This is a genomic window from Streptomyces sp. NPDC031100 (genome assembly GCF_055570785.1).
On record NZ_JBVIGN010000016.1, the window covers coordinates 140559 to 166009 of the forward strand.

Sequence of the window (25451 nt, forward strand, 5' to 3'; positions counted from 1 at the left end):
TCTCTGATCATGGCCGCACCCCCCGCATATGCACTGATCGCCACCGACCTGGACGGGACGCTGCTGCGCGGCGACGACACCGTCTCCGACCGGTCGCTCGCCGCGCTCGAGCGGGTGGCGAGCGCCGGCGCACGGCACCTGGTGGTGACGGGCCGCCCGGCTCCCCGGGTGCGGCCCCTCCTGGACGGCCTCGGGTGTACGGGGCTCGCGGTGTGCGGGCAGGGCGCGCAGGTCTACGACGCCGGCGCCGACCGCCTGCTGTGGTCGGTGCGGCTGGACCGGGAACTGGCCGAGACCGCGCTCGGCAAGATCGAGGCCGAGGTGGGGCAGGTCTACGCGGCCGTGGACCAGGACGGCGTGGACGGGCTCACGCTGATCGAACCGGGATATCTGATGCCGCACCCCACCCTGCCCGCCGTGCGGGTCGGCCGGCGCGACGACCTGTGGTGCGCGCCCATCAGCAAGGTACTGCTGCGCCACCACACGCTGTCCGACGACGAGTTGGCGGCGATCGCCCGCTCGGCCGTGGGCTCGCTGGCGACGGTCACGATGTCCGGTCCGGGGACCGTGGAGCTCCAGCCGTGCGGCGTCACCAAGGCGACGGGGCTGGCGCTGGCGGCCGAGTACCTGGGGATCCCGGCCGAACGGGCCCTCGCCTTCGGGGACATGCCCAACGACATCCCCATGTTCGACTGGGCCGGACGCGGTGTGGCGATGGCCGGCGCCCACCCCGAACTCAAGGCCGTGGCCGATGAGATCACCCTGTCGAACGAGGACGACGGCATCGCCGTCGTCCTCGAAAGACTGTTCCCGACCGACTGACCGGGATATCAGTAGGGCCTGCCGTGGGCGCCGGTCAGTAGGCGCCGAAGACGTTGTCGATCGACCCGTAGCGCGCGGCCGCGTAGTTGCAGGCGGCCGTGATGTTCGCGACCGGGTCGTAGATGTCGAAGGACGTTCCGGCCACGTGGTAGGCGTTGAACGTCGGGTCGATGACCTGGAGGAGGCCCTTGGACGGGATGCCCTTGGCCGCGTTGGAGTCCCAGAGGTTGATGGCCTGCGGGTTGCCCGACGACTCGCGGATGATGTTGCGGTAGATGCCGTTGTACGACCCCGGGATCTTCTTCTCGGCCATGATCGCGAGCGACTCGCGGATCCAGCCGTCGAGGTTGTTCGGGTATCCGGCGAGCGTGGTGGACGGCGTGGTGGCCGTCGGGGTGGCCGCGGAGGCGCTCGTGGCGCCGACGAGCGGAAGGGCGAGTACGGCGGCGCCGGTGCCGATGACGGCGAGCTTGCGGACGAGGCGGGTGCGGCGGGGCTGAGCGGCAGCAGGCATGGGGACGTTCCTCTCCGTCGCCTGCGAGGTGAGCTGTCGGGTTCGGGCGGGGAGGTGCCCGGCCGTGCCTCCGGAAGGAGGCACGGCTTCACCCCTAGCCGTTCCGGTGCGACGCGTGCCGTCCGGTCCGGCGACTTACCTGGGTCCCCCGCTCCTGCCGTACGAATGAGTTCGTCGATGGGTTGGGTCAGGCGCGGCAGGATTCGGCGTTCGCCTGACTGGCCCGGAAGCTATGCGAGAGCACATGTCCGGAACAAGTATCTGATGCACATAAAGAGCCCGTTGACCTTGATCTGCGCCGAATGGGGTGCTTGATCCTTTGCGGTTGCCAACACTCAACTGGCCGATGCGGCAAGGGGAGACGGGTGGTGGCGCGATTGGCCGGATGCAGGGTGCGCGTGACCCAATTCACGAAATGTCAAAGCGTATCAAATCAGACATGAGGGATTAGGTGGATTCAGGGGGTTTTGCTGCTCGTGGCGCAAAAGGAGTACTCGACTCGCCCACCCAGTTCGCGACAAAACGGACGAGACCCTGTTAATGAATAGATGTCCGTCCTTATCAGATGATCAAAAACATACCGGCCGCGATCCGATACCGCCCGGGCTGGACCGGTGGGCGCTATCGGTGATCGAAACAGGACCGGATACGCTGACTTGAGTGATGGCAGCGACCTATCGACAAACCGTGTAATCGCCAACAGACACCAGCAGACAGGAGACCCCTCGTGACCGTCGTCGGGCCGTTCGGGCTGAGCGTGCGGGACCAGGCTCTGGAAGCCGATGTCCAGGCCGGATTGGCGGCTGTCGAGGAAGGCTTGCTCGAAGCCACCAAGAGCGAGGTCCCGTTCATCACGGAGGCCGCGCAGCACCTCGTACGGGCCGGCGGGAAGCGGTTCCGTCCGCTGCTCGTGATGCTCGCGGCGCAGTTCGGCGACCCGTACGCGCCGGGCGTCGTGCCGTCGGCCGTCGTCGTGGAGCTGACCCATCTGGCCACGTTGTACCACGACGACGTCATGGACGAGGCGTCCGTGCGGCGCGGCGTGGACAGCGCCAACACCCGCTGGGGCAACTCGGTCGCGGTCCTCACCGGCGACTTCCTCTTCGCCCGCGCCTCCCAGATCCTCGCCGACCTCGGCCCCGAGGCGGTCCGGGTGCAGGCCCTCGCGTTCGAGCGGCTGGTCACCGGGCAGATCCTGGAGACCGCGGGTCCCTCGGACGGCCGCGATCCGGTCGAGCACTACCTGGACGTGCTCGGCGGCAAGACGGGCTCCCTGGTGGCCGTCTCCTGCCGGTTCGGCGCGATGATGTCCGGCGCCGACGAGACGGTCGTCGACGTGCTCACCCAGTACGGCGAGCGGCTCGGGGTCGCCTTCCAGCTCGCGGACGACGTGCTGGACATCGCCTCCGACTCGCACGAGTCCGGCAAGACCCCGGGGACCGACCTGCGCGAGGGCATCCCGACGCTGCCCGTGCTCCGGCTGCGCGAGCGGGCCGCCCGCCTCGGCCTGGCGGAGGACCTCGCGCTGTGCGAGCTGCTGGACTCCGACCTCAGCGACGACACGCGGCACGCCGAGGCGCTGACCGCGCTGCGCGCGCACCCCGCGCTGGAGCAGGCCCGCCGGGACACCGTCCGGTACGCGGAGGAGGCACGGTCCGCGCTGGCCCCGCTGCCGGAGTGCGACGCCAAGGCGGCGCTGCTCGAACTGTGTGACGCAGTGGTGCACCGGGCCGGCTAGGACCGGCCCCGGTCATCTGTGCACCTGCCTTGAGGGCGGTGTCTCCCGCCCGACCCCTACGGGTCGGGGGAGGTACCGCCCTCTCGTGTCATACCCCAGGCGTACACGGAGTTGGCTCCGTGGGCTGACGCTTCCTCACGGCCGATTTGGTCAGATGGAGACCACGGAAATCACCACTCCTCACCGATTCGGGTGAGAATGGCGGCTCAGGTGGACCAGTGTGGGGGACAGCCGCCGCCGACGACGGAGGTAAGGCACAGATGGCACCGTACGAATCCGACGACGCAGCGGGCGCGGCACAGGGCGAGGACCTGCCCACCGGACGCCGCAAGGCCGCCCGGTACGTGGTCCCGGTTGCGGTGGTGGGGGTGGCGGCGGCCACGATCGGGCTGGTCCCGGCGCTCGCAAACTCCGGTGACCCCGACCTGCCGAAGATCACCGCACAGCAGCTCATCGAGAAGATCGCCAAGTCGGACGTGCAGCAGCTGTCCGGCACCGTGAAGGTCAGCACCGACCTCGGCCTGCCGGACCTCGGCGGCCTGGAGAGCAGCCTGGTGTCCGGGGCGGCCCAGGGCGGCGACGGCTCCTCCGCGGACCCGACGTCCAAGCTCACCGAGCTGGTCTCCGGCACGCACACCCTGCGCATGGCGACCGACGGCCCGGACCGGCAGAAGCTGTCGCTGCTGGAGAGCGGCGCCGAGTACAGCCTCATCCACAACGGCAAGGACGTCTGGGGCTACGACAGCAAGAGCAACGAGGTCTTCCACGGCACCGCCGCCGACTCCGGCAAGGAGCACCGGGCCGAGCCGCCGGCCACGCCGAAGGACTTCGCCGACGAGGCCCTGAAGTCGGTCGACGACACCACGTCCGTGACCGTCGACGGCACCGCGCAGGTCGCCGGCCGCGACGCCTACAAGCTGCTGATCAAGCCCAGGCAGTCCGGCACCACGGTCGGCGCGATCAGCATCGCCGTGGATGCCAGGACGGGCATGCCCCTCAAGTTCACGCTGACCCCGAAGAGCGGCGGCGCCGCCGTCCTCGACGCGGGCTTCACCCAGGTCTCCTTCGCCAAGCCGGCCGCCTCCACCTTCGACTTCACCCCGCCCAAGGGCGCGAAGGTCACCGAGGAGAACGAGGAGAAGGGGGCGAGGTGGGAGAAGCGGGAGCAGTGGGAGAAGCGGGAGTCCAAGGCGCCCGAGCACGCCCCGACGGCCGGCAAGGACTTCGCCCAGGGCATGGACGGGGCCACCGTCCTCGGCAAGGGCTGGACGTCCATCGCCACCTTCGACACCGGCGCCAAGGGCGGCCTGCCGTCCGGCTCCCAGGGCGGTGACCTCGGCGGCTTCCTCGGCTCGCTGGGCGACCAGGTCTCCGGGAAGTTCGGCAAGGGCACGGTCTTCTCCACCCGCCTGGTCAACGCCCTGATCACCGACGACGGCAAGGTGTACGCGGGAGCGGTCACCAAGGACGCGCTGGTGAAGGCGGCGAACGAAGGGAAGTGACCCCTCCGGGGCATCGACGAATCGAGGGAGCCGATGGACGAACCGTCCGCCACGGAGCGGGACTCGGGGGACGCGCCGGCGCACGTCATCGCCACGCGCGGTCTGACCAAGCGCTACCGCGGCGGACAGCTCGCCGTCGACGGTCTCGACCTGACCGTCCCGGCGGGCAGCGTCTTCGGCTTCCTCGGCCCGAACGGCTCCGGCAAGACCACGACCATCCGCATGCTGATGGGCCTGATCGAGCCGACCTCGGGCACGGCCCGCGTCCTGGGCCGCCCCATGCCCCGGGCCACCCGCGCCGTCCTCCCGCAGGTCGGCGCACTGATCGAGGGCCCCGCTCTGTACGGCTTCCTCTCCGGCCGGGACAACCTGCTGCGCTACGACGCCGCCGACCCGACCGCCGATCCGCGCACCCGGCGCGCCCGCGTCGCCGCCGCCCTGGACCGGGTGGGCCTCGCGGCCGCCGCGGGCAAGAAGGCGCGGGCGTACTCACTCGGCATGAAGCAGCGCCTGGGCCTGGCCGCGGCCCTGCTCCAGCCGCGCAGACTGCTCGTCCTGGACGAGCCGACCAACGGCCTCGACCCACAGGGCATGCGGGAAATCCGCGCCCTGATCCGGGAGTTGGCCTCCGACGGTACGACCGTGTTCCTCTCCTCCCACCTCCTCGACGAGATCGAGCAGGTGTGCACACACGCGGCGGTGATGGCCCAGGGCCGCCTGGTCACGCAGGGGGCGGTCGCCGACCTGGCGGCCGGGGCGCGCGGCCGGCTGGTGGTGACCACACCGGATGCGGGCGAGGCGGCCCGGGTGCTGAAGGAACAGGGCGTCGGGGACGTCACGGTGGACGGCGACCGTGTGACCGGCGAGCCGCCCGCGCAGGACCTCGCCGAGGTGAACGCGGCCCTGGTCACGGCCGGCGTCCGGGTCCGCGGCTTCGCGCTCGAACGGGCCTCCCTGGAGGACGCGTTCGTGGCACTGACGGGAGAGGGATTCGATGTCGCGGGCTGAGGCTGAGGCTGAGGCACTCCGGGCACCGGCCGTACCCGGCCCCGGCCGCCCGAACCCCCTGTGGACCTTCGGACTGCTGCGCAGCGAACTGGTCACCACCCTCCGCCGCTGGCGCACGCTCGCGCTGCTCGGGGTGCTGGCGGCGGTTCCGGTGCTGGTCGGGATCGCCGTGAAGATCGAGACGCGGGACGGCTCGACGGCGGGCCCGGGCGGCGGCGAGGGGCCGGCGTTCATCTCGCAGATCACCAACAACGGCCTGTTCCTGGTGTTCACGGCGCTGGCCGCGACCCTGCCGTTCTTCCTGCCGATGGCGGTCGGCGTCGTCGCGGGCGACGCGATCGCGGGCGAGGCGGGTGGCGGCACCCTGCGCTATCTGCTGGTCGCCCCGGCCGGCCGCACCCGCCTGCTGCTCACCAAGTACACGACGGTCATGGCCTTCTGTGTGCTGGCCACTCTGGTCGTGGCCGTCTCCGCGATGATCGTCGGTGCGCTGCTTTTCCCGCTCGGCGAGCTCACCACCATCTCCGGCACCCGGATCAGCTTCGCCGAAGGCCTCGGCCGGGCGCTGCTGATCGCCCTGGTCGTCGCCGCCTCACTCGTCGGCCTCGCGGCCCTCGGCCTGTTCGTGTCGACGCTGACCAACAGCGGCATCGCGGCGATGGCGACGACGGTGGGCCTGCTCATCACCGTCCAGATCCTCGACCAGATACCCCAACTGCACGCGCTGCAGCCGTACTTCTTCTCCCACTACTGGCTGTCCTTCGCCGACCTGATGCGGGACCCCGTCTACTGGGACGACTTGGTGAAGAACCTCGGCCTCCAGGCGCTGTACGCGGCCGTGTTCGGCTCGGCGGCATGGGCGCGGTTCACGACGAAGGACATCAGCGCGTAGGACGAGCGTCAGGACGTCTCAGGCGTCCTGGTACGGGAAGCGCGCGAGCGGCGCCTCCTGGGCGAAGAACGTCTTGGCGCGGGCCAGCGCGTCGGTGTCCTTCCGTACGTCCCCGGGTGCGCTGCCGTTGCCCAGCAGGACGCCGCCGAAGCGCATCCCCATGTAGGCGGCCGAGTTGTTGAGCGCGGCGACGAGGGGGTCGGCGACCGACTGCTCCCGGTCCGCGAGGGCGGCGATGCCCCACAGCGTGCGCCCGGCGAGGGTGGCCCTGAAGTCGAGGCCCGGGGTGCGCAGCCAGCCCGACCAGTAGTCCAGGTAGCGCTTGGTGAGGCCGGAGACCGAGTACCAGTACAGCGGCGAGGCGATCACGATGTCCGTGGCCGCGAGCGTGGCGTCCAGCAGCAGGCCGGTCTCGGTGTCCGAGGGCGGCCGTACGTAGTCGCTGTCGTGCCGCAGGTCCACGAAGTCGGGCAGCGGGTGCTCGGCGAGGCGGATCCACTGCTGCTCGACGTCACCGGGCAGCTGCTCGGCGGCCGCGCGGGCCAGCAGTTCGGTGTTGCCGTCGAGGCGGGCGCTGCCCAGCACGAAAAGGAAACGGCGGCTCATGGGTCTCCCAGGCGATCATTGTCGTACGCCGACTATCTGCATCTGCATCTTATGCACATGCAATCATCCCGTTCAAGGGGTGCGGCTGGTGCGAGGCTGTGACGTCGCGGTGACGCGGGAGCAGGGCTGAGCCGACAGACTGGTCGGCAGGGCGCGTACGACCGGATCGCGACGGCCGGGGGAGTGAGGGAACCGATGTCTCGACTCAGCTTCGAGAAGAAGCGGGCGCAGCAGCCTGCCGTACATCCGGCGGTGGTGCACGTCCGGGTGTCCGGCGCGGGCAGTGCGTCGGTGGGCGGGACGGCGGTCGTCGCGGCGCCGGGCGAGGAGATCCAGCACGCCGTACTGGACCACCTGCAGCGCCTGGCCATCAGCCTGGGTACCCCGATACGCGCCACGATCCACGACGACCGCGCCGGCTGCGTGGTCCCCCTCGAGGTCTCGGCGGACGGCTCCAGCAGGGTGGCCGGGGCCCCGATGCGGATCGCTCCGCGAGCTGCTGCAAGTGGGCCGGCCGTGCCGGCCGTCCCGGGCATGGTGCAGGCACCCACGGGCCGGTTCGGACCACCACCGGTCATGGACGCGCCCCCGCCTCGGCTCGTCGTACCGGACGCCATGAAGGCGCACCCCGCCGCCGTCTCCGCGGCCGCCCCTTCGCCCGCTCCCGTCCCCGCTGCACCCGTCCGGGAAGCCGGCCTCCCCTCAGCCCCGGAGCCTGTCCTGGCCCCTGGCCCCGTGGCGCCCGTCCGGGAAGCCGGCCTCCCCTCAGCCCCGGAGCCTGTCCTGGCCCCCGGCCCCGTGGCGCCCGTCCGGGACGCGGCCCTCCCGCCGGCCCCCAAGCCCGGCTCCGTCCCTGCGGCGCCCGCCCCCGCGCCCGTCCGGGACGCGGCCCCCGCCTCGGTCCCGGAGCCTGGACCGACCCCCGTCCCCGCCGCGCCGGCCCCCGCGCCCATCCCGGACGCGACCCCCTTGCCCGCCCCCGCCCCCGCCCTCGCCCCCGCCCCCATCCCCGACGCCGCCCTCCGCCCCGTGTCCGCGTCGGCGACGTCCTCCACCCCCACCCCCGCCCGTGGCTTCGATGCCGTGGCCGAAGAGGTGTTGGGCGATGAGCCCGTGACCGAGACCGCGGAGGGGGCCGAGTTGCTCACCGGGCCGATGGCGCGGATCAACGAAGCCGTTCGGGACGGACGGATCGATGACGCGGCGGAACTGGCCGAGCGCACGGTCGTCGAGGCCTCCGGTGTGCTGGGTCCCCGGCACCCCGAGGTCCTGCACCTGCGCGAACTGAGCGCCTACATCGCCTACTTGGCGGGCGACCCGATCCGTTCCTTCCGCCTCTCCCTGGACCTCGCCCGGCTGCGCCGGCAGGCCCGGGACGCGGAGGCGGCCTACGGCAACGTGCAGAGCGCGGCCACCGCCTGGCGGGCGGTGCGCGACCCGGAGGAGGGTCTGCGGATGGGGCGCGATCTCATCGATCTGTGGACGGACCTCACGGCGGAGCCGGGGCCCGCGGCCGACGACCCGCAGCCCCTGGAGTCCGCCCGCGCCCGCATGGTCCGCCTCACCGACCGCGCGGCCAGGGCGGCGCAGGCCTGACCGGCGCCCGCACCGCCGTCCCCGGTCACTGGACGCAGAACTCGTTGCCTTCCGGGTCCGCCATCACCACCCACTCGCCGCCGGCCTCCTTCACCTCGCGCAGGACCCGCGCGCCGAGGGCCTCCAGCCGGGCCACCTCGTCCGCGCGCCGCTCGGCGCCGGAGTGCAGGTCGAGGTGGAGCCGGTTCTTGACGGTCTTCGCTTCGGGGACGCGCTGGAACAGCAGCCGTCGGCCCAACCCGGTGCCGGTGTCCGGGTCGTAGGGGTCGTCGGGGTGCCGTACGGCGATCAGGTCACGGAAGGCGGGGCGGCCGCGGTGTTCGACGGTGGCCTCGCCGGGCAGCGCGCCGAGCGACAGCAGCCGTTCGACGAGCGCGCTGTTGTCCTCGGTCTCGTAGTGCAGCGCGGCGGCCCAGAAGTCGGCCTGCGCGTGCGGGTCGGCGGCGTCGATGACGAGCTTCCAGTGCAGTGGTGCGGGCGTCTGTGGCGACATGGGCACCACTTATAGCGCCCGCCACTGACACTCGGGCCCGTCAGACGTCCACCGGAGCGGAGTCGGGCGCCTCCACGCGGGGCGGCACGACCATCGCCCCCGCCCTCCTCGCGGTGCGCAGCGCGTCCGAGGTGAGCAGGACCAGCGCCAGCCAGACCAGCGAGAAGCCGGCCCAGCGCTCCGGCGGCATCGCCTCGTGGAAGTAGAGGGTGCCGAGCAGGAACTGGAACACCGGGGTCAGGTACTGCAGCAGGCCCAGCGTGGACAGGGGCACGCGGATCGCCGCCGCGCCGAAGCAGACCAGCGGCAGCGCGGTGACGACGCCGGTCGAGGCGAGCAGGGCCGCGTGCCCCGCCCCCTCACTCACGAAGCTGGAGCCGCCGTGCGCGGTCAGCCACAGCAGGAAGCCGAGCGCGGGCAGGAACTGGATCGCGGTCTCGGCGGCCAGCGACTCGATGCCGCCGAGCGCGACCTTCTTCTTGATCAGCCCGTAGGTGGCGAACGAGAAGGCGAGCGCGAGAGAGATCCACGGCGGACGCCCGGAGCCGACGGCCAGGACGACCACGGCGACGACGCCGACCCCGACCGCCGCCCACTGCACGGGCCGCAGCCGCTCCTTCAGAAGCAGCACACCCATCGCGATGGTCACCAGCGGGTTGATGAAGTACCCGAGGGAGGCCTCCACCACATGGCCGGAGTTCACGGCCCAGATGTAGATGCCCCAGTTCACGGTGATGACGGCGGCGGCCGTCGCGATGAGCGCCAGCCGCCGCGGCTGCCGCAGCAACTCCCCGACCCAGGCCCAGCGCCGTACGACGAGCAGGGTGGCGGCGACGAAGACGAGGGACCACACCATGCGGTGGGCCAGGATCTCCACGGCCCCGGCGGGCTCGAGCAGCGGCCAGTACAGGGGGACCAGTCCCCACATGCCGTAGGCGGCGAAGCCGTTGAGCATGCCTGTCCGGTGTTCACCCTTGGACGTCCCGGCCATGGGTCCCTCCCTCTCGCCTCGCCCACGCACGCGAGAACGAAGGTAGCGCCCAGTACCCCCACCTGTCATGTCCGTATCGCCATACGGTCATGACAGGTGGGGGTGGAGGTGCCGAAGCGTTCGGAGCGGGGGAGTCTCAGCCCTTGAGTGCGGCGGTGACCGCCTCGGCGAGCGGGGTGGTCGGACGGCCGGTCAGGCGGGACAGGTCGCCGGTGGAGACGACCAGCTCGCCCTTCTCGATCGACGCGTCCACGCCGGCGAAGATCTCCACGAAGTGCGCGGGCAGCCCGGCGCCGGCCAGGATGCCCCGGAGGGCCTCGCCGTCGACGGCGTTGTAGGCGATCTCCCTGCCGGTCTGCCGGCTCAGCTCGGCCGCGTACTCGGCGAAGCTCCACGCCACGTCGCCGCCCAGCTCGTACGTCGTGTTCTCGTGCCCCTCGCCGGTCAGCACGGCGACCGCGGCAGCCGCGTAGTCGGCGCGGGAGGCGGAGGAGACCCGGCCCTCTCCGGCCGCGGCGACGACCGCGTCGTGCTCCAGCACCGGGGTCAGGTTCTCGGTGTAGTTCTCGTGGTACCAGCCGTTGCGCAGCAGGCTGTAGGGCAGGCCGGAGGCGAGCAGCGCCTCCTCGGTGGCCCGGTGGTCGTCGGCGAGCGCGGCCGTGAGGCTGCCCGGGGCGCTGGTGTACGCGAGCAGTGCCACGCCCGCGGCCTTGGCGGCGTCGATGACGACCTTGTGCTGCTGCACCCGGCCCTTGTCGAATTCGTTGCCGGAGATCAGCAGGACCTTGTCGCCGGCCGCGAACAGGCCGTCGAAGGTCTCGGGCGCGTTGTAGTCGGCGACCGCGAGCTGCACCCCGCGGGCGGCGAAGTCGGCGGCCTTCGCCTCGTCGCGCACGACGGCGGTGATCTGCTCCGCCGGAACCTTCTCCAGCAGCTGCTCCACGACGTGGCGGCCGAGGTGGCCGGTGGCTCCGGTGACGACGATGCTCATGGTTCAGAACTCCTTCTGGGGTGGCTATGCCACTCACCCTAGGAGGTGCACTAACCATGCGAAAGTACCCACTTTGAAGTAAGGTACTGGCATGGCAGTAAGTAACGCGCGGGTGCGCAGCGGAGCCGACGCCGAGGCCTTGTGCCCCTACCGGCTCGTTCTGGAGCACGTCACCAGCCGCTGGGGCGTGCTCGTCCTGATCGAGCTGTTGGAGGGCTCCCTGCGGTTCAGCGAACTGCGGCGGGCGATCGACAAGGTGGGCCGCATCAGCGAGAAGATGCTCACCCAGACCCTCCAGACCCTGGAGCGCGACGGCCTGATCCACCGGGACGCCAAGCCGGTCATCCCGCCCCGCGTCGACTACTCGCTCACCGACCTCGGCCGCGAGGCGGCGGAGCAGGTGCGGGCCCTGGCCCAGTGGACGCACGACCGCATGGGCCAGGTGGAGAAGGCTCGCCAGGCATACGACGAGGCCCGGGAAATCCAGTCCCGGGCCTCGTGATCGGAAGGCGGCTCAGCCGGCGACCGTCCAGGCGTCAGCCGACGACCGTCCAGGTGTCGCCGCCGGCCAGCAGTGCGGCCAGGTCGCCCTTGCCGTGCTGCTCGATGGCCGTGTCCAGCTGGTCGGACATCTGGACGTCGTAGACCGGCCGTTCGACGGAGCGGAACACGCCGATCGGGGTGTGGTGCAGCGTGTCGGGGTCGGCCAGCCGGGAGAGGGCGAAGGCGGTGGTGGGAGACGCGGACTTCGCGTCGTGCACCAGGATCTCCGCCTCGTTCTCCGGGGTCACCGTCACCACCTTCAGGTCGCCGGTCTGCCGGTCCCGTACGACACCGCGCGCGCTGTCGGCGCCGAAGCGGATCGGCTGCCCGTGCTCCAGCCGGATCAGCGCCTCCTCGGCCTGCTGCCTGTCCTTCAGGTGGTCGAAGGCGCCGTCGTTGAAGATGTTGCAGTTCTGGTAGATCTCGATCAGGGCCGTGCCCGGGTGGTCGGCGGCCGCGCGCAGCACCTCGGTCAGATGCTTGCGGTCGGAGTCGATCGTGCGCGCGACGAAGGACGCCTCCGCGCCGATCGCCAGCGACACCGGGTTGAACGGCGCGTCCAGCGAGCCCATCGGCGTCGACTTGGTGATCTTGCCGACCTCGGAGGTCGGGCTGTACTGGCCCTTCGTCAGGCCGTAGATCCGGTTGTTGAACAGCAGGATCTTCAGGTTGACGTTGCGGCGCAGGGCGTGGATCAGGTGGTTGCCGCCGATGGACAGGGCGTCGCCGTCACCGGTGACCACCCATACGCTCAGGTCCCGGCGGGAGGACGCCAGGCCCGTCGCGATGGCGGGGGCGCGGCCGTGGATGGAGTGCATCCCGTAGGTGTTCATGTAGTACGGGAAGCGGGAGGAGCAGCCGATGCCCGAGACGAAGACGATGTTCTCCTTCGCCAGGCCCAGCTCCGGCATGAACCCCTGGACGGCGGCCAGGATCGCGTAGTCACCGCAGCCCGGGCACCAGCGCACCTCCTGGTCGGTCTTGAAGTCCTTCATCGACTGCTTGGCCTCCGCCTTGGGGACCAGCTGCAGCAGCCCGTTGGTGGCGTCAGTCATCGATGGCCTCCTTCAGCGCGGCGGCGAGCTGTTCCGCCTTGAACGGCATGCCGTTGACCTGGTTGTACGAGTGGGCGTCGACCAGGTACTTCGCCCGGATCAGAGTGGCGAGCTGCCCGAGGTTCATCTCGGGGATCACCACCTTGTCGTACGACGTGACCACCGCCCCGAGATTGCGCGGGAGCGGGTTGAGGTGGCGCAGATGGGCCTGTGCGATCGACACACCGGCCTTGCGCAGCCGCCGTACCGCGGCCGTGATCGGCCCGTACGTCGAGCCCCAGCCGAGGACCAGCGTCTTCGCGCCGTGCGGGTCGTCGACCTCGATGTCCGGGACCTCGATGCCGTCGATCTTGGCCTGCCGGGTGCGGACCATGAAGTCGTGGTTGGCCGGGTCGTAGGAGATGTTGCCCGTGCCGTCCTGCTTCTCGATGCCGCCGATGCGGTGCTCCAGGCCCGGAGTGCCCGGGATCGCCCACGGCCGGGCCAGGGTCTGCGGGTCGCGCTTGTACGGCCAGAAGACCTCGGTGCCGTCCTCGAGCGTGTGGTTCGGGCCGGAGGCGAACTGCACGCGCAGGTCGGGCAGCTCGTCCAGGTCCGGGATCCGCCACGGCTCGGAGCCGTTGGCCAGGTAGCCGTCGGAGAGGAGGAACACCGGGGTGCGGTAGGTCAGCGCGATCCGGGCGGCCTCCAGGGCCGCGTCGAAGCAGTCGCCCGGGGTCTTCGGGGCGATGATCGGGACCGGCGCCTCGCCGTTGCGGCCGTACATCGCCTGCAGCAGGTCCGCCTGCTCGGTCTTGGTCGGCAGACCGGTCGACGGGCCGCCCCGCTGGATGTCCACGACCAGCAGCGGCAGCTCCAGGGAGACCGCCAGGCCGATCGTCTCGCTCTTGAGCGACACACCGGGCCCGCTCGTCGTGGTCACCGCGAGCGAGCCGCCGAAGGCCGCCCCCAGCGCCGCGCCGATGCCGGCGATCTCGTCCTCCGCCTGGAAGGTCCGCACGCCGAAGTTCTTGTGCTTGCTCAGCTCGTGCAGGATGTCCGAGGCCGGCGTGATCGGGTACGAGCCCAGGAACAGCGGCAGGTCCGCCTGCTGCGACGCGGTGATCAGGCCGTAGGCCAGGGCGAGGTTGCCGGAGATGTTGCGGTAGGTGCCGACCGGGAAGGCCTCGGTGGCCGGGGCGACCTCGTAGGAGACCGCGAAGTCCTCGGTCGTCTCGCCGAAGTTCACGCCCGCCCGGAACGCGGCGATGTTGGCGGCCGCGATGTCCGGCTTCTTCGCGAACTTCGTCCGCAGGAACCTCTCCGTGCCCTCGGTGGGCCGGTGGTACATCCAGCTCAGCAGGCCGAGGGCGAACATGTTCTTGCTGCGCTCGGCCTCCTTGCGGGAGAGGTCGAACTCCTTCAGCGCCTCGACGGTGAGGGTGGTCAGTGGCACGGGGTGCAGGCTGTAACCGTCCAGCGAGCCGTCCTCCAGCGGGGAGGCGGCATAGCCGACCTTCTGCAGGGCGCGCTTGGTGAACTCGTCCGTGTTGACGATGATCTCGGCGCCGCGCGGCAGGTCGCCGATGTTGGCCTTCAGGGCGGCCGGGTTCATCGCCACCAGCACGTTCGGCGCGTCGCCGGGGGTGAGGATGTCGTGGTCGGCGAAGTGGAGCTGGAACGAGGAGACGCCCGGCAGGGTGCCGGCGGGCGCACGGATCTCGGCCGGGAAGTTCGGCAGGGTGGAGAGGTCGTTGCCGAAGGACGCGGTCTCCGAGGTGAACCGGTCACCGGTGAGCTGCATGCCGTCACCCGAGTCCCCCGCGAACCGGATGATCACCCGATCCAGGCGCCGCACGTCCTTGGCTCCGCCCGGTTTGCGCTGCTCTCCCACGACTGCTGCGTCGGCCTGCTCCGCTGGGCTGCTGACCTGACTGGTCACTGAACTGGACCTCCTTCGAGGCGGCTGTCCGGGAATGGTCTTCCCACGGACCATCCCAATATCAACCCTACGTCCGTTAGGGTCGCCTTCCCGTGGCCATCCGCATGATGGACGACATTTTGAGACGGCGGTCGCGCTGACTTCTCATGATGTCCCGTACCTCTGGAGCATCGTTCGAGACGCTCCCCGCGCGTTCCTCGGTTCTCTCCTGCGGCCTCCCACCCGGCTGTCCGGCCTCCACGGAAGCCGGACGGACTGACCTGCTGCTGACACAGTGTCAGCCCGTCATGAGTTCAGGTAGGTCAGAACGGCCAGAACACGCCGGTGATCGCCGTCACTCTGGGAGAGCCCGAGCTTCAGGAAGATGTTGCTGACGTGCTTCTCCACGGCTCCGTCGCTGACCACCAGCTGCCGGGCGATGGCCGAGTTCGTCCGCCCCTCCGCCATCAGCCCCAGCACCTCGCGCTCCCGCGGGGTGAGCCCCGTCAGCACGTCCTGCTTGCGGCTGCGCCCGAGCAGCTGCGCGACCACCTCCGGGTCCAGCGCCGTACCGCCCTCGGCCACCCGCACCACCGCGTCGACGAACTCCCGCACCTCGGCGACCCGGTCCTTGAGCAGATAGCCCACGCCCCGGCTGGAACCGGCCAGCAGTTCGGTGGCGTAGCGTTCCTCCACGTACTGCGACAGCACCAGTACCCCGAGCCCCGGATGCGCCTTGCGCAGCCGTACGGCGGCCCGCACCCCCTCGTCGGTGTGCGTCGGCGGCATCCGTACGTCCGCCACCACCACGTCGGGCAGCGCGCCCTGGGCGTCGAGGTCGGCGATGGTCTTGATCAGCGCCTCCGCGTCGCCGACGCCCGCCACGACGTCGTGCCCGCGGTCGGTCAGCAACCGGGTCAGGCCCTCCCGAAGCAGCACCGAGTCCTCGGCGATGACCACACGCACCCTGTCCTCCACGATCTCCCGGCCCCCCACAGCCCGACCTTCCGACGGCGTCTCGTTCGAAGGTCCAGCATTCCAGCATTCGGGCCGTCGTGCGCAGGAGCTGGGGAATCAGGCGGGTGGCGCAGGGCCGGTGCGCCGTCGAGGCGCGTCCTCAGGCCCGCCAGGGCAACTCGGCGATCACGCGGGTGGGGCCGCCCGGCGGGGAGTCCACCACCAGGACCCCGTCCACCGCGTCCAGACGGCCGGCCAGGCCCGCCAGGCCCGAGCCGCGGGACGCGTCCGCGCCGCCCGCCCCGTCGTCCATCACCTGGACCATCAGCCGGTCCTCCGAGCGCCACACGTCCACCGAGGCGGACCGCGCCCGGCTGTGCTTGCTGATGTTCTGCAGCAGCTCGGAGACGGTGAAGTAGGCGATGCCCTCGATCGCCGGGGCCGGCCGGGACGGCAGGTCGACCTCCACCCGCACCGGCACCGTGCAGCGGGAGGCGACCGAGGACAGGGCCGCGTCCAGGCCCCGGTCGGTCAGCACGGCCGGATGGATCCCGCGCGCCAGATCGCGCAGCTCCTGCAGGGCCGTCTTCACCTCGCCGTGGGCGTCCTGCACCATCCGGGCCGCAGCCTGCGGGTCCTCCCGCAGCTTCTCCTTGGCCAGACCCAGATCCATGGCCAGGCTCACCAGCCGGGCTTGCGCCCCGTCGTGCAGGTCCCGCTCGATGCGGCGCAGATCGGCGGCCGCCGTGTCGACCACGACCCCGCGGTCCGACTCCAGCTCCACGACCCGCGCCGACAGCCGCGACGGCCCGAGCAGCCCGCGCACCAGCAGCCCGTCCACCGTCGTCAGCGCCCGTACGATCCACGGCGTGGCCAGCGTGAACAGCAGGCCGACCAGCGCGGTCACGGTGATCTCGAACGGGTTGTCGAGATACACGCTGTGGTGCTCGTCGCCGTACAGCTGGAGCCCGCCCTGGCCGCCGTACATCGGGAACAGCCAGAACCACAGCGGATACGTCAGCAGGGCCCAGCCGTACACCCAGAAGTTCACCGCCACGACGAAGGAGAACACCGCCCAGGGGAAGTGCAGCAGCCCGTACAGCAGATGCCGCCACGACGTGCCGCTCTTGAGCACCGCGCCCATCCGGGCGAACGCGCCCGGCCCGGGCGACCGCAGCGGCTCCGGGTCGGCCACGTCCAGGCGCAGCAGTGCGCGCGCCCGTGTGCGCTCCAGTGCGCCGAAGCCGCGGCAGCCGGCGAGCGCCACCGCCAGCACCGGGATCCCGAGGAAGGTCACCAGCAGGCCTGCGCCGAGCGCCGCCATCGTGATCGTCCAGCTGAACAGCACGACCGCGATCGGCAGGCTCAGCAGCACATAGCCGAACTCGCGCCAGCTGCGCGCCTCGATCGGCGCCCGCAGCACGGCGGGCAGCACATGCCGCCGTTCCCCGTCGGGGGCGGGGAAGCCGGATCCGGCCCGGTGCCCGTGTCCGTGCCCGTACCCCTGTCCGTACTCCGTGGCCATCGGTGTCGTCCGTTCTCCTCGTCCTGGCGGCGGTGCTCGCCGTATCTCCAGCCTGGTGTGCGGCGGCCTTCCGGGCCATGGAGGCCGTCGGTCTCTTGGACCGGGGGTTTTCCCCACCCCCCGAGGGCGCGCCGGGGCGGCTACTCCTTGCGGTCCCGCCAGGGCAGCTCCGCCGTGACCAGCGTCGGGCCGCCGACCGGCGAGTCCACCACGAACAGGCCGTCCACCGCGCCCAGCCGCTCCGCCAGGCCCCGCATCCCGCTGCCGCCCTCCAGACCGGCGCCCCCGCGGCCGTCGTCCCGGACCTGGATGAGCAGCCGGTCGTGCGCGCGCCACACGTCCACCGAGGCGGACCGCGCCCCGCTGTGCTTGCTGATGTTCTGCAGCAGCTCGGAGACGGTGAAGTAGGCGATGCCCTCGATGGCGGCCGCCGGCCGCTCCGGCAGGTCCGCCGTCACCGTCACCGGCACGGTGCAGCGGGAGGCGACCGAGGACAGGGCCGCGTCCAGGCCCCGGTCGGTCAGCACGGCCGGATGGATGCCCCGGGCGAGGTCCCGCAGCTCCTGCAGCGCGAGCTTCACCTCGCCGTGCGCCTCTTCGACCATCGCCGCGACGTGGTCGTCGGCCTGCCCCTCCAGCAGCTTCTCTTTCGCCAGGCCGAGACCCATCGCCAGGTTCACCAGCCGGGCCTGGGCCCCGTCGTGCAGGTCCCGCTCGATGCGGCGCAGATCGGCGGCCGCCGTGTCGACCACGACCCCGCGGTCCGACTCCAGTTCGGCGATACGGCGTTCCAGCTCGTCGGAGGGGGACAGCAGCGCGCGCACCATCGCCCGGTCGACGTTCGCCAGCCCCCGCGCGATGAACGGCAGCACCGGCCACAGCACGAACAGCGAGGGCAGCACGATGCTGAAGGTGAGGATGCCCCACGGCAACCGGATGAAGTCGTACAGCAGCGTCCGCCAGCCCACCGGGTCCTTCAGCGCCAGCCACAGCCGCTGCAGCGGCCCCCCGCCCCTGGCGATCGGCAGCGGCGTCGGCTCCTCGACATGCACCCCCAGCAGCGCCCGGGCCCGGCCCCGCTCCAGCTTGCCCAGCTGCCGGGCGCCCAGCAGACAGAGGGCCAGCAGCGGGAGCCCGATCACCGTGAGGGTCAGGATTCCGCTGACGAGCACCACGCTGAACACATAGGTGAAGCCGAGCAGCGCCACCGGCAGGTTCAGCAGGAGATGCGTGATCTCCTTCCAGGTGTGCACGGTCAGGGCGAACCGGACCGGAGGCAGACGGTCGGGGCCGTCGGCCCGGTCGGCGGCAGAGGCGGATGCGGTCATACCGGCCAGCCTGCCGTGCCCGGCCCCCGTCGCGCCATGCGGTCCGCCGCCGCCCTGCCCTGGGGAAAACCCCACCCCCCACAGGTCACTCACGTCTCACGGTGTGACGGGCTGCTTACCGTGTCTTTATCAGGGCCTAGACTCCCGTGCGTACAGATCCTCGAATCACGGTGCAACACAGGATTCGTCAAGTCACGAGGTCAGGGAGCGAGGGCGGACGGTGCGGGAGACGTTGGGGCACTCGACGGTCGCCGCGGCGGACGTCGCGGGCGGCTACTTCACGTCCTACTCGGTCGTGGGACTGCTCGCCCTCATCGGCGTGCTCTTCGTCGCGGTCGCGTTCGGCGCCGGCCGCCTGCTGCGGCCCGTCGTGCCCACCCCCGAGAAACTCCTGACCTACGAATGCGGCGTCGACCCCGTCGGCGAGGGCTGGGCCCACACCCAGGTCCGCTACTACGTCTACGCCTTCCTCTACGTGATCTTCGCGGTCGACTCGATCTTCCTGTTCCCCTGGGCGACGGTCTTCGCCGCCCCCGGCTACGGCGCGACGACCCTGGTGGAGATGTTCATCTTCCTCGGCTTCCTCGCCGTCGGCCTGCTGTACGCCTACAAGAAGGGGGTCCTGGCATGGACGTGAACGCCTCGACTCCGTCGGTTTCCGAGCCTGCGCCCGTCTCCGAGCCCGTGCTGCTTCCCGAGCCGAAGCGGCTGGGCGCGCTGGCCCGGCTCGCCCCCGAGCCGATGAAGGTGGTCCTGAACTGGGGCCGTCGCTACTCGCTGTGGGTGTTCAACTTCGGCCTCGCCTGCTGCGCGATCGAGTTCATCGCCGCGTCGATGGCCCGCCACGACTTCATCCGCCTCGGCGTGATCCCGTTCGCGCCCGGGCCCCGACAGGCCGACCTGATGGTGGTGTCGGGCACGGTCACGGACAAGATGGCCCCGGCCGTGAAGCGGCTGTACGAGCAGATGCCGGAACCCAAGTACGTCATCTCCTTCGGCGCCTGCTCCAACTGCGGCGGCCCGTACTGGGACTCCTACTCCGTCACCAAGGGCGTCGACCAGATCATCCCGGTCGACGTGTACGTCCCCGGCTGCCCGCCGCGCCCCGAGGCGCTGCTCCAGGGCATCCTCAAGCTCCAGGAGAAGATCGCCCGCGAGTCGCTGGAGGAGCGGTACGGCGGCACTGCCAGGCCGTCCGCGGCCGCCCTGCAGAGCGGCCTGGTGAAGCCTCCGGCCCCGGCCGCCGCCTCGGGCTCTGCCGAGGGGGGTGCGCGATGAGCACGCCCGGCTGGCTGCCCGCCCCCGCCGAGGAACTCTTCGGACCGGAGGCCACGGCCGAGGAGTCGTACGAGGTCCTGACGGTGGACGTCCCGCCGTCCGCCTGGCTCACCGCCCTGGAGACGGCCCGTACGACCCTGTCCTGCACCTACTTCGACTGGCTGAGCGCGGTCGACGAACCCGGCACCGGCTTCCGCGTCTCCGCGCACGTCGTCGCTCTCTGGCCGGTCCGCCGTCTGCTCGTGCGGACGACCGTCCCGCACGAGGCGCCGACCCTGCCCTCGGCCGTGGGCGTCTACGCGGGCGCCGCCTGGCACGAGCGCGAGACCCACGAGATGTTCGGGGTCGACTTCGAGGGCCACCCGCACCTGGAACACCTCCTGCTCCCGGAGACCTTCGAGGGCCACCCCCTGCGCAAGGACTTCGTCCTCGCCGCCCGGGTCGCCAAGGCCTGGCCGGGAGCCAAGGAGCCGGGCGAGTCCGAGCACGGCGGGCCCAAGCGGCGCCAGATGCTGCCGCCGGGCGTCCCGGACCCGAACGAGTGGGGCCCCCTCAAGGGCCAGCTGCCTCCCGCCCCGGCGCGCCCGGCCCGAGCCGCGGGACGCGCGGCGGGCGAACGCCCGGTGCGTGCGGCCGGGGAGGGCCCGGCGGGCGCCGAGCGTCCGGTACGACGGACCCGCACGGCGGCGGAGGGCTCGGCGAGCCAGGCCGCAGCGGCCGTGGCCGGAGCTGCCGACGCCGCTGCGCGGCCGCGTCGGATGCGGAGCGCGAGCCAGGGCTCGGCGAGCCAGACGGCTGCGGAAACGCCGGCCGAAACGCCGGCCGAAGCACCGGCGGCACCCGAGCCCGGCTCGGCACCGGCAGGGCCGCGCCGCGCACGCAGCGCCTCGGAGGGCTCGGCCTCGCAGCGCGCCCCGCGCAGCTCGGACGCCCCGTGGCACCACGCGCGCCCGGCGTTCGACGAACAGCAGCCGACGGAGCAAGCACCGGAGCAGGAGCGGGCACCGGAGTCGGAGCGGGCACCGGAGTCGGAGCCGGAGCAGGCACCGGAGGAGACCCGGGCTCCCGAGCCGCAGCCGGAAGCCCCCGAGGCACCCGAAGACCACACCACCCCCGACGACCCCACAGGAGGCCCGCAGTGAACGGCGCGCTGGACGTCGCCCTGCGACTCCTGGTCGTGTTCGTCGTCTTCCTCACCTTCCCGCTGATCGTCGGCCAGACCGAGCACAAGGTGATGGCCCACATGCAGGGCCGCCTCGGCCCGATGTACGCGGGCGGCTTCCACGGCTGGGCCCAGCTCATCGCCGACGGCGTGAAGTTCGCGCAGAAGGAGGACGTGGTCCCGGCAGGAGCCGACCGCCGCATCTTCCAGCTGGCCCCCGCCGTGGCCCTGCTGCCGTACCTGCTCGTGCTGCTCGCGATCCCGATCGGGCCGAGCGAGGGCGCGGTCGGCCAGGTCCTGGACGCGGGCGTCTTCTTCGTGCTCGCGGTGATGGGCGTCGGCGTCCTCGGTTCGCTCATGGCCGGCTGGGCCAGCGCGAACAAGTTCTCCCTGCTCGGCGGCCTGCGCACGGCCGCCCAGCTGCTCGCCTACGAGCTTCCGATGCTGCTCGCCGCCGCCTCCGTGGCCATGGCGGCCGGAACCGTCTCCCTGCCGGGCATCCTGCACGCCTTCCACTGGTGGTGGGTGCCCTGGCAGATCGTGGGCGCGGTCGTGTTCTTCGTGGCCGGCCTCGCCGAGCTGCAGCGCCCGCCCTTCGACATGCCCGTCGCCGACTCGGAGATCATCTTCGGCGCGTACACCGAGTACACCGGCCTCAGGTTCGCGCTGTTCCTGCTCGCCGAGTACGCCGGAATCATCGTCCTGTGCGGTCTGACCACCGTCCTCTTCCTGGGCGGCTGGCACGGCCCCTGGGGCGCCGACGGCCTGGGCTGGCTGTGGACCCTGCTGAAGACCGCGATCCTCGCCTTCGTCGTCATCTGGCTCCGCGTGACCTACCCCCGGCTGCGCGAGGACCAGCTCCAGAAGCTCTCCTGGACCCTGCTCGTCCCCCTCTCCCTCGCCCAGATCGCCCTCACCGGCATCGTCAAGGTGGTGATCTTGTAGTGGCTCCCATTCCCGGCTCCGGCCTGGCCAAGGGCCTGGCCGTCACCCTCCGCACGATGACGAGGAAGCACGTCACCGCGCAGTACCCGGACGCCCAGCCCGAGCTGCCGCCCCGCACCCGCGGAGTGATCGGGCTGTTCGAGGAGAACTGCACGGTCTGCATGCTGTGCGCCCGCGAGTGCCCGGACTGGTGCATCTACATCGACTCCCACAAGGAGACGGTCCCGCCCGCCGCCCCCGGCGGACGCGAGCGCAGCCGCAACGTCCTCGACCGGTTCGCCATCGACTTCTCCCTGTGCATGTACTGCGGTATCTGCATCGAGGTCTGTCCTTTCGACGCGCTGTTCTGGTCCCCCGAGTTCGAGTACGCCGAGACCGACATCCGCGAGCTCACCCACGAGCGCGACAAGCTCCGCGAGTGGATGTGGACCGTCCCGGCCCCGCCCGCCCTGGACGCCGGCGCGGAGGAGCCGAAGGAGATCGCCGCCGCCCGCAAGACCGCCGAGAAGTTGGCCGCCGCGCAGGCCGAACCACAGGAGGGGGAGTCGTGAGCCTCGCCCCGTCCCTGAGCCTCGCCGCAGCCCAGCACGGCTTCCTGTCCCCGACCGGTGTCGAGATCGCCTTCCTCCTCGTCGGCCTGGTCACCTTCGGGGCGGCCCTGGTCACCGTCACCACCCGGCAGCTGGTGCACGCCGCCCTGTGGCTGGTGGTCACCCTCGGCGGCCTCGCCGTCGAGTACCTCCTGCTCACCGCAGAGTTCATCGCCTGGGTGCAGGTCCTCATCTACGTCGGTTCCGTCGTCGTCCTCCTCCTGTTCGGTCTGATGCTCACCAAGGCCCCCATCGGCCGCTCCCCGGACGCCGACTCCGGCAACCGCTGGATCGCCCTCGCCGTCGCCCTGGCCGCCGCCGGCGCCCTGGTGTGGGTGGTCGTCGACGCGTTCCGCACGACCTGGATCGACCTGACCGGCCCGGCCTCCGGGTCGACGAAGGCCACCGGCGAGAGCCTCTTCCAGAACTGGGTCCTGCCCTTCGAGGCCCTCTCGGTCCTCCTCCTCGCGGCCCTGGTCGGCGCGATCGTCCTGTCCCGCAAGGCGAAGGTGGAGGCCCCCTCGGGCCCGGCGGCGGCCTCCGGCGCACCGGCCACCGTGGACACCCCCGCGACCACTCCCGGCGAGAAGGAAGGCGCCCGCTGATGCACCTCGCCTATCCCGCCGTCCTCTCCGCCCTCCTCTTCTGCACGGGCCTGTACGGCGTCCTCGCCCGCCGCAACGCGATCCTGGTCCTGATGTCGGTCGAGCTGATGCTCAACGCCGTCAACCTCAACCTGGTCGCCTTCGACGTCTGGCTCAGCCGGGCCGCCGAGGAGACCCTGCACTCCGGCCAGGCGCTGACCCTGTTCACCATCGCCATCGCCGCAGCCGAGATCGGCATCGGCCTCGCGATCGTGCTCGCCGTCTACCGCAACCGCGGCACCTCGGACATCGACAAGCTCCGCGACACCGCCGAGGGCCACGGCGACGACACCGGCGGCCCCGACACCGACGCCCCCGCGGCCGAGAAGGCTGAGGCCACCGCGTGACCACGACCACCCTCGCCGTCCTCGTCCCCCTCCTGCCGTTCCTGGGCGCCGCGGCCGGCCTGCTCCTGGGCCGCACCGCCCCCGGTTTCGTCCGCCCGCTCGCCGTGCTGCCGGCCCTGGCCGCGCTGGTGCTGGCCGCGCTGGTCGCCGTACGACAGGGCGGCGGCCAGGCCGTCGACGCCCACACCGAGCTGACGCCCACCGGCTCCGTGCCGATCGAGCTGGCCCTGCACATCGACGGCTTCGCCGCGCTCGTCGCCGTCCTGGTCGCCTTCGTCGCGACCTGCGTGCAGATCTACTCGACGGGCTACCTGCGCGACGACCCGCGCTACCCCTCCTACGCGGCCCTCGTCTCCCTGTTCACCTCCGCGATGCTCCTGGTCGTCTACTCGGGCGACCTGATCGTGCTGCTGGTCGGCTGGGAAGTCATGGGCATCTGCTCCTACTTCCTCGTCGGCCACTACTGGGAGACCCCCGAGGCCCGCGCCGCCTCCCTGAAGGCCTTCCTGGTCACCAAGCTCGGCGACGTGCCGTTCCTCATCGGTCTGTTCGCCCTGGCCACCGACGCCGGATCGTTCCGCATCACCCGCGTCCTGGGGGCCGTGGCGAGCGGCGGCATCGACCACCCGACCCTGATCGCCCTGCTGCTGCTCGCGGGCGTGGCCGGCAAGTCGGCGCAGTTCCCGCTGCACACCTGGCTCCCCGACGCGATGGCGGGCCCGACGCCCGTCTCGGCGCTGATCCACGCCGCGACGATGGTCGCCGCCGGTGTCTACTTCATCGCCCGTCTCCTTCCGGTGTTCGAGGCCTCCCAGGCCGCGATGGTCGTCCTCGCCGTCATGGCCGCCGTCACGATGACCGGTTCCGGCCTCGCCGCGCTCGCCCAGGACGACATCAAGCGCGTCCTCGCCTACTCGACGATCGGCCAGCTCGGCTACATGACCGGTGCCCTCGCCGTCGGCGACCGCGGTGCCGCCGTCTTCCACCTCCTGTCGCACGGCGCCTTCAAGGCGCTGCTGTTCCTCGCCGCCGGCGTGATCATCCACGCCGCCGGCACCAACTCGCTGGCCGCCATGTCCCGCATGAGCCACCTGCGCGACCGCGTCCCGGACGCCTACTGTACGATGACCGTGGCGCTCCTCGCGCTCGCCGCGATCCCGCCCTTCAGCGGCTTCTTCTCCAAGGAGTCCGTCCTCGGCGCCGCCGAGCACGTGGCCACCGGCCACACCGACCACGCCCCCGGCGCGGCCGGCTGGATCGTCCTCGTCGCCGGTCTGCTCACGGCCCTGCTCACCGCCGCCTACGCCGCGCGCCTGTGGCTGCTGGCCTTCCGCGGCGAGGGCGCCGAAGCCCCCGACCACGGCCGCCAGCCGCTCACGATGACCGTGGTGCTGTGGGTCCTCGCCGTGCCGTCCCTGGCCTTCGGCGGGCTCGCCTACCGCTCGCTGCCCGGCTGGTTCGACGGGCGTGACCTGACCCCGACGCTCCTCACCTCCATCCTCGGCACCGGCTTCGCCCTGGTCGGCGGGCTCCTCACCTACGGCGCCTGGCAGCGCACCCGCGCGCTCGCCGCCCGCGTCCCGGCCGTGCCCGCACCCTCCTTCGAGTGGGAACACCTCGAAGGCGAGGCCGCCGCGCACCCGGAGGGCGACGCCAGCCTGGTCGAGGCCCACGCTCTCGCCGACCGCGAACCGGCCTACCGCGACCTCGCCCACGCGCCCGACCCCGGACGGCTGCTGCTAGGCCCGCTGTACCGGCACGCGGCCGTCGGCTTCCACCTGGACGCCGTGTACGCGGCGCTGTTCGTCCGTCCGGTCCAGGACGGAGCGAGTCTCGTCCGGTTCCTCGACCGCGAGGTCGTCGAGACCTACGTAGGCGGCGCGGCCGCGCTGCCCCGGCTGCTCGGGGCCGCCGTGCGGCGCGCGCAGACCGGCAATGTGCAGACCTATGTGAGCGCGCTGCTCGCCGGTGCCGTCGTCCTGACGGTGACCGTCCTCCTCGTCGCCACGGGAGCGTGAGCAGGC

General features: G+C 71.6%; 25 protein-coding genes and 1 riboswitch. Of the genes, 15 read left to right on the forward strand and 10 right to left on the reverse strand.

Annotated features, from left to right (window positions below):
• The first annotated feature begins 9 nt into the window (after positions 1-9).
• Positions 10-822 carry an HAD family hydrolase gene (locus ACZ5DS_RS35895; RefSeq protein WP_468247028.1) on the forward strand — a complete coding sequence of 271 codons (813 nt, stop codon included), beginning with the start codon at positions 10-12 and terminating at the stop codon, positions 820-822.
• A gap of 34 nt (positions 823-856) precedes the next feature.
• On the opposite strand, the gene ACZ5DS_RS35900 is transcribed toward ACZ5DS_RS35895, so the two are convergent.
• On the reverse strand, positions 857-1336 hold the full coding sequence (locus tag ACZ5DS_RS35900; protein WP_468247029.1) for a transglycosylase SLT domain-containing protein: 480 nt from the start codon (positions 1334-1336) through the stop codon (positions 857-859).
• 3 nt (positions 1337-1339) lie between these two features.
• Positions 1340-1523: riboswitch (cyclic di-AMP (ydaO/yuaA leader) on the reverse strand.
• 540 nt (positions 1524-2063) lie between these two features.
• Between ACZ5DS_RS35900 and ACZ5DS_RS35905 the strand changes: the two genes are divergently transcribed.
• From ACZ5DS_RS35905 to ACZ5DS_RS35920, 4 genes are all read left to right on the forward strand, one after another.
• Positions 2064-3074 carry a polyprenyl synthetase family protein gene (locus ACZ5DS_RS35905; RefSeq protein WP_468247031.1) on the forward strand — a complete coding sequence of 337 codons (1011 nt, stop codon included), beginning with the start codon at positions 2064-2066 and terminating at the stop codon, positions 3072-3074.
• 260 nt (positions 3075-3334) lie between these two features.
• Positions 3335-4576 carry a LolA family protein gene (locus tag ACZ5DS_RS35910; RefSeq protein WP_468247032.1) on the forward strand — a complete coding sequence of 414 codons (1242 nt, stop codon included), beginning with the start codon at positions 3335-3337 and terminating at the stop codon, positions 4574-4576.
• Positions 4577-4609: 33 nt separating this feature from the next.
• On the forward strand, positions 4610-5584 hold the full coding sequence (locus ACZ5DS_RS35915) for an ABC transporter ATP-binding protein (protein WP_468247034.1): 975 nt from the start codon (positions 4610-4612) through the stop codon (positions 5582-5584).
• Positions 5571-6476 carry an ABC transporter permease gene (locus ACZ5DS_RS35920; protein ID WP_468247037.1) on the forward strand — a complete coding sequence of 302 codons (906 nt, stop codon included), beginning with the start codon at positions 5571-5573 and terminating at the stop codon, positions 6474-6476. The genes ACZ5DS_RS35915 and ACZ5DS_RS35920 overlap by 14 nt, the downstream gene beginning before the upstream one ends.
• Positions 6477-6494: 18 nt before the next feature.
• Here the strand turns inward: ACZ5DS_RS35920 and ACZ5DS_RS35925 are convergent, their stop codons facing one another.
• Entirely contained in the window at positions 6495-7082 is a 588-nt protein-coding gene (locus tag ACZ5DS_RS35925; protein WP_468247039.1) for a flavodoxin family protein, read from the reverse strand.
• A 195-nt stretch (positions 7083-7277) separates the two neighbouring features.
• Between ACZ5DS_RS35925 and ACZ5DS_RS35930 the strand changes: the two genes are divergently transcribed.
• Complete coding sequence (locus tag ACZ5DS_RS35930) at positions 7278-8678, forward strand: tetratricopeptide repeat protein (protein ID WP_468247040.1); 1401 nt, start codon at positions 7278-7280, stop codon at positions 8676-8678.
• Between the two features lie 25 nt (positions 8679-8703).
• Here ACZ5DS_RS35930 and ACZ5DS_RS35935 read toward each other — a convergent pair whose 3' ends face one another.
• The 3 genes from ACZ5DS_RS35935 to ACZ5DS_RS35945 all read right to left on the reverse strand — a co-directional run bounded on the left by ACZ5DS_RS35935 (position 8704) and on the right by ACZ5DS_RS35945 (position 11153).
• Positions 8704-9171 (reverse strand): VOC family protein, encoded by a 468-nt coding sequence (locus ACZ5DS_RS35935; RefSeq protein WP_468247043.1) that lies wholly within the window; start codon positions 9169-9171, stop codon positions 8704-8706.
• Positions 9172-9211: 40 nt separating this feature from the next.
• Positions 9212-10162 carry an EamA family transporter RarD gene (gene rarD / locus ACZ5DS_RS35940; RefSeq protein ID WP_468247045.1) on the reverse strand — a complete coding sequence of 317 codons (951 nt, stop codon included), beginning with the start codon at positions 10160-10162 and terminating at the stop codon, positions 9212-9214.
• A gap of 136 nt (positions 10163-10298) precedes the next feature.
• A complete protein-coding gene (locus tag ACZ5DS_RS35945) occupies positions 10299-11153 on the reverse strand; it encodes an SDR family oxidoreductase (RefSeq protein ID WP_468247047.1) in 855 nt (284 codons plus the stop codon).
• Between the two features lie 91 nt (positions 11154-11244).
• On the opposite strand from ACZ5DS_RS35945, the gene ACZ5DS_RS35950 reads away from it, so the two are divergent.
• Positions 11245-11655, forward strand: coding sequence for a winged helix-turn-helix transcriptional regulator (locus ACZ5DS_RS35950; RefSeq protein WP_468247049.1), 411 nt, complete (start codon positions 11245-11247; stop codon positions 11653-11655).
• A gap of 34 nt (positions 11656-11689) precedes the next feature.
• Here ACZ5DS_RS35950 and ACZ5DS_RS35955 read toward each other — a convergent pair whose 3' ends face one another.
• The 5 genes from ACZ5DS_RS35955 to ACZ5DS_RS35975 all read right to left on the reverse strand — a co-directional run bounded on the left by ACZ5DS_RS35955 (position 11690) and on the right by ACZ5DS_RS35975 (position 18461).
• On the reverse strand, positions 11690-12751 hold the full coding sequence (locus tag ACZ5DS_RS35955; RefSeq protein ID WP_468247051.1) for a 2-oxoacid:ferredoxin oxidoreductase subunit beta: 1062 nt from the start codon (positions 12749-12751) through the stop codon (positions 11690-11692).
• Positions 12744-14672: a 2-oxoacid:acceptor oxidoreductase subunit alpha gene (locus ACZ5DS_RS35960; RefSeq protein ID WP_468247053.1), complete on the reverse strand. Its 1929-nt coding sequence runs from the start codon at positions 14670-14672 to the stop codon at positions 12744-12746. The genes ACZ5DS_RS35955 and ACZ5DS_RS35960 overlap by 8 nt, the downstream gene beginning before the upstream one ends.
• Before the next feature lie 285 nt (positions 14673-14957).
• Positions 14958-15617, reverse strand: a complete 660-nt coding sequence (locus ACZ5DS_RS35965) for a LuxR C-terminal-related transcriptional regulator (RefSeq protein ID WP_468247054.1) — start codon at positions 15615-15617, stop codon at positions 14958-14960.
• A 151-nt stretch (positions 15618-15768) separates the two neighbouring features.
• Positions 15769-17133: a sensor histidine kinase gene (locus tag ACZ5DS_RS35970; RefSeq protein ID WP_468247057.1), complete on the reverse strand. Its 1365-nt coding sequence runs from the start codon at positions 17131-17133 to the stop codon at positions 15769-15771.
• A gap of 140 nt (positions 17134-17273) precedes the next feature.
• Positions 17274-18461, reverse strand: coding sequence for a sensor histidine kinase (locus ACZ5DS_RS35975; protein WP_468247059.1), 1188 nt, complete (start codon positions 18459-18461; stop codon positions 17274-17276).
• Positions 18462-18681: 220 nt separating this feature from the next.
• Here ACZ5DS_RS35975 and ACZ5DS_RS35980 point away from each other — a divergent pair, with 220 nt between their 5' ends.
• Genes ACZ5DS_RS35980 through ACZ5DS_RS36015 form a run of 8 tightly spaced genes read left to right on the forward strand, consistent with a single transcriptional unit; the run spans position 18682 to position 25445 of the window.
• A complete protein-coding gene (locus ACZ5DS_RS35980; RefSeq protein ID WP_468247061.1) occupies positions 18682-19098 on the forward strand; it encodes an NADH-quinone oxidoreductase subunit A in 417 nt (138 codons plus the stop codon).
• Entirely contained in the window at positions 19089-19739 is a 651-nt protein-coding gene (locus ACZ5DS_RS35985; RefSeq protein WP_468247064.1) for an NADH-quinone oxidoreductase subunit B, read from the forward strand. Before ACZ5DS_RS35980 ends, ACZ5DS_RS35985 begins: the two co-directional genes overlap by 10 nt.
• Entirely contained in the window at positions 19736-20881 is a 1146-nt protein-coding gene (locus ACZ5DS_RS35990) for an NADH-quinone oxidoreductase subunit C (protein ID WP_468247066.1), read from the forward strand. Before ACZ5DS_RS35985 ends, ACZ5DS_RS35990 begins: the two co-directional genes overlap by 4 nt.
• Positions 20878-21846 carry a complex I subunit 1/NuoH family protein gene (locus ACZ5DS_RS35995; RefSeq protein ID WP_468247068.1) on the forward strand — a complete coding sequence of 323 codons (969 nt, stop codon included), beginning with the start codon at positions 20878-20880 and terminating at the stop codon, positions 21844-21846. The genes ACZ5DS_RS35990 and ACZ5DS_RS35995 overlap by 4 nt, the downstream gene beginning before the upstream one ends.
• Complete coding sequence (locus ACZ5DS_RS36000; RefSeq protein WP_468247069.1) at positions 21846-22397, forward strand: NuoI/complex I 23 kDa subunit family protein; 552 nt, start codon at positions 21846-21848, stop codon at positions 22395-22397. The genes ACZ5DS_RS35995 and ACZ5DS_RS36000 overlap by 1 nt, the downstream gene beginning before the upstream one ends.
• Positions 22394-23041, forward strand: coding sequence for an NADH-quinone oxidoreductase subunit J family protein (locus ACZ5DS_RS36005; RefSeq protein WP_468247072.1), 648 nt, complete (start codon positions 22394-22396; stop codon positions 23039-23041). Before ACZ5DS_RS36000 ends, ACZ5DS_RS36005 begins: the two co-directional genes overlap by 4 nt.
• Positions 23041-23427, forward strand: a complete 387-nt coding sequence (gene nuoK, locus ACZ5DS_RS36010) for an NADH-quinone oxidoreductase subunit NuoK (RefSeq protein WP_468247074.1) — start codon at positions 23041-23043, stop codon at positions 23425-23427. Before ACZ5DS_RS36005 ends, nuoK begins: the two co-directional genes overlap by 1 nt.
• Positions 23424-25445: an NADH-quinone oxidoreductase subunit 5 family protein gene (locus ACZ5DS_RS36015; RefSeq protein ID WP_468247075.1), complete on the forward strand. Its 2022-nt coding sequence runs from the start codon at positions 23424-23426 to the stop codon at positions 25443-25445. The genes nuoK and ACZ5DS_RS36015 overlap by 4 nt, the downstream gene beginning before the upstream one ends.
• The last annotated feature ends 6 nt before the right edge of the window (positions 25446-25451 follow it).

Excerpts from the sequence above, each read along its gene's own strand:
- ACZ5DS_RS35895 (WP_468247028.1), top strand. The coding sequence starts at position 10 with ATGGCCGCACCCCCCGCATATGCACTGATCGCCACCGACCTGGACGGG.
- ACZ5DS_RS35900 (WP_468247029.1), bottom strand. The coding sequence starts at position 1,336 with ATGCCTGCTGCCGCTCAGCCCCGCCGCACCCGCCTCGTCCGCAAGCTC.
- ACZ5DS_RS35910 (WP_468247032.1), top strand. The coding sequence starts at position 3,335 with ATGGCACCGTACGAATCCGACGACGCAGCGGGCGCGGCACAGGGCGAG.
- ACZ5DS_RS35915 (WP_468247034.1), top strand. The coding sequence starts at position 4,610 with ATGGACGAACCGTCCGCCACGGAGCGGGACTCGGGGGACGCGCCGGCG.
- ACZ5DS_RS35920 (WP_468247037.1), top strand. The coding sequence starts at position 5,571 with ATGTCGCGGGCTGAGGCTGAGGCTGAGGCACTCCGGGCACCGGCCGTA.
- ACZ5DS_RS35925 (WP_468247039.1), bottom strand. The coding sequence starts at position 7,082 with ATGAGCCGCCGTTTCCTTTTCGTGCTGGGCAGCGCCCGCCTCGACGGC.
- ACZ5DS_RS35930 (WP_468247040.1), top strand. The coding sequence starts at position 7,278 with ATGTCTCGACTCAGCTTCGAGAAGAAGCGGGCGCAGCAGCCTGCCGTA.
- ACZ5DS_RS35935 (WP_468247043.1), bottom strand. The coding sequence starts at position 9,171 with ATGTCGCCACAGACGCCCGCACCACTGCACTGGAAGCTCGTCATCGAC.
- rarD (WP_468247045.1), bottom strand. The coding sequence starts at position 10,162 with ATGGCCGGGACGTCCAAGGGTGAACACCGGACAGGCATGCTCAACGGC.
- ACZ5DS_RS35945 (WP_468247047.1), bottom strand. The coding sequence starts at position 11,153 with ATGAGCATCGTCGTCACCGGAGCCACCGGCCACCTCGGCCGCCACGTC.
- ACZ5DS_RS35950 (WP_468247049.1), top strand. The coding sequence starts at position 11,245 with ATGGCAGTAAGTAACGCGCGGGTGCGCAGCGGAGCCGACGCCGAGGCC.
- ACZ5DS_RS35955 (WP_468247051.1), bottom strand. The coding sequence starts at position 12,751 with ATGACTGACGCCACCAACGGGCTGCTGCAGCTGGTCCCCAAGGCGGAG.
- ACZ5DS_RS35970 (WP_468247057.1), bottom strand. The coding sequence starts at position 17,133 with ATGGCCACGGAGTACGGACAGGGGTACGGGCACGGACACGGGCACCGG.
- ACZ5DS_RS35975 (WP_468247059.1), bottom strand. The coding sequence starts at position 18,461 with ATGACCGCATCCGCCTCTGCCGCCGACCGGGCCGACGGCCCCGACCGT.
- ACZ5DS_RS35985 (WP_468247064.1), top strand. The coding sequence starts at position 19,089 with ATGGACGTGAACGCCTCGACTCCGTCGGTTTCCGAGCCTGCGCCCGTC.
- ACZ5DS_RS35990 (WP_468247066.1), top strand. The coding sequence starts at position 19,736 with ATGAGCACGCCCGGCTGGCTGCCCGCCCCCGCCGAGGAACTCTTCGGA.
- nuoK (WP_468247074.1), top strand. The coding sequence starts at position 23,041 with ATGCACCTCGCCTATCCCGCCGTCCTCTCCGCCCTCCTCTTCTGCACG.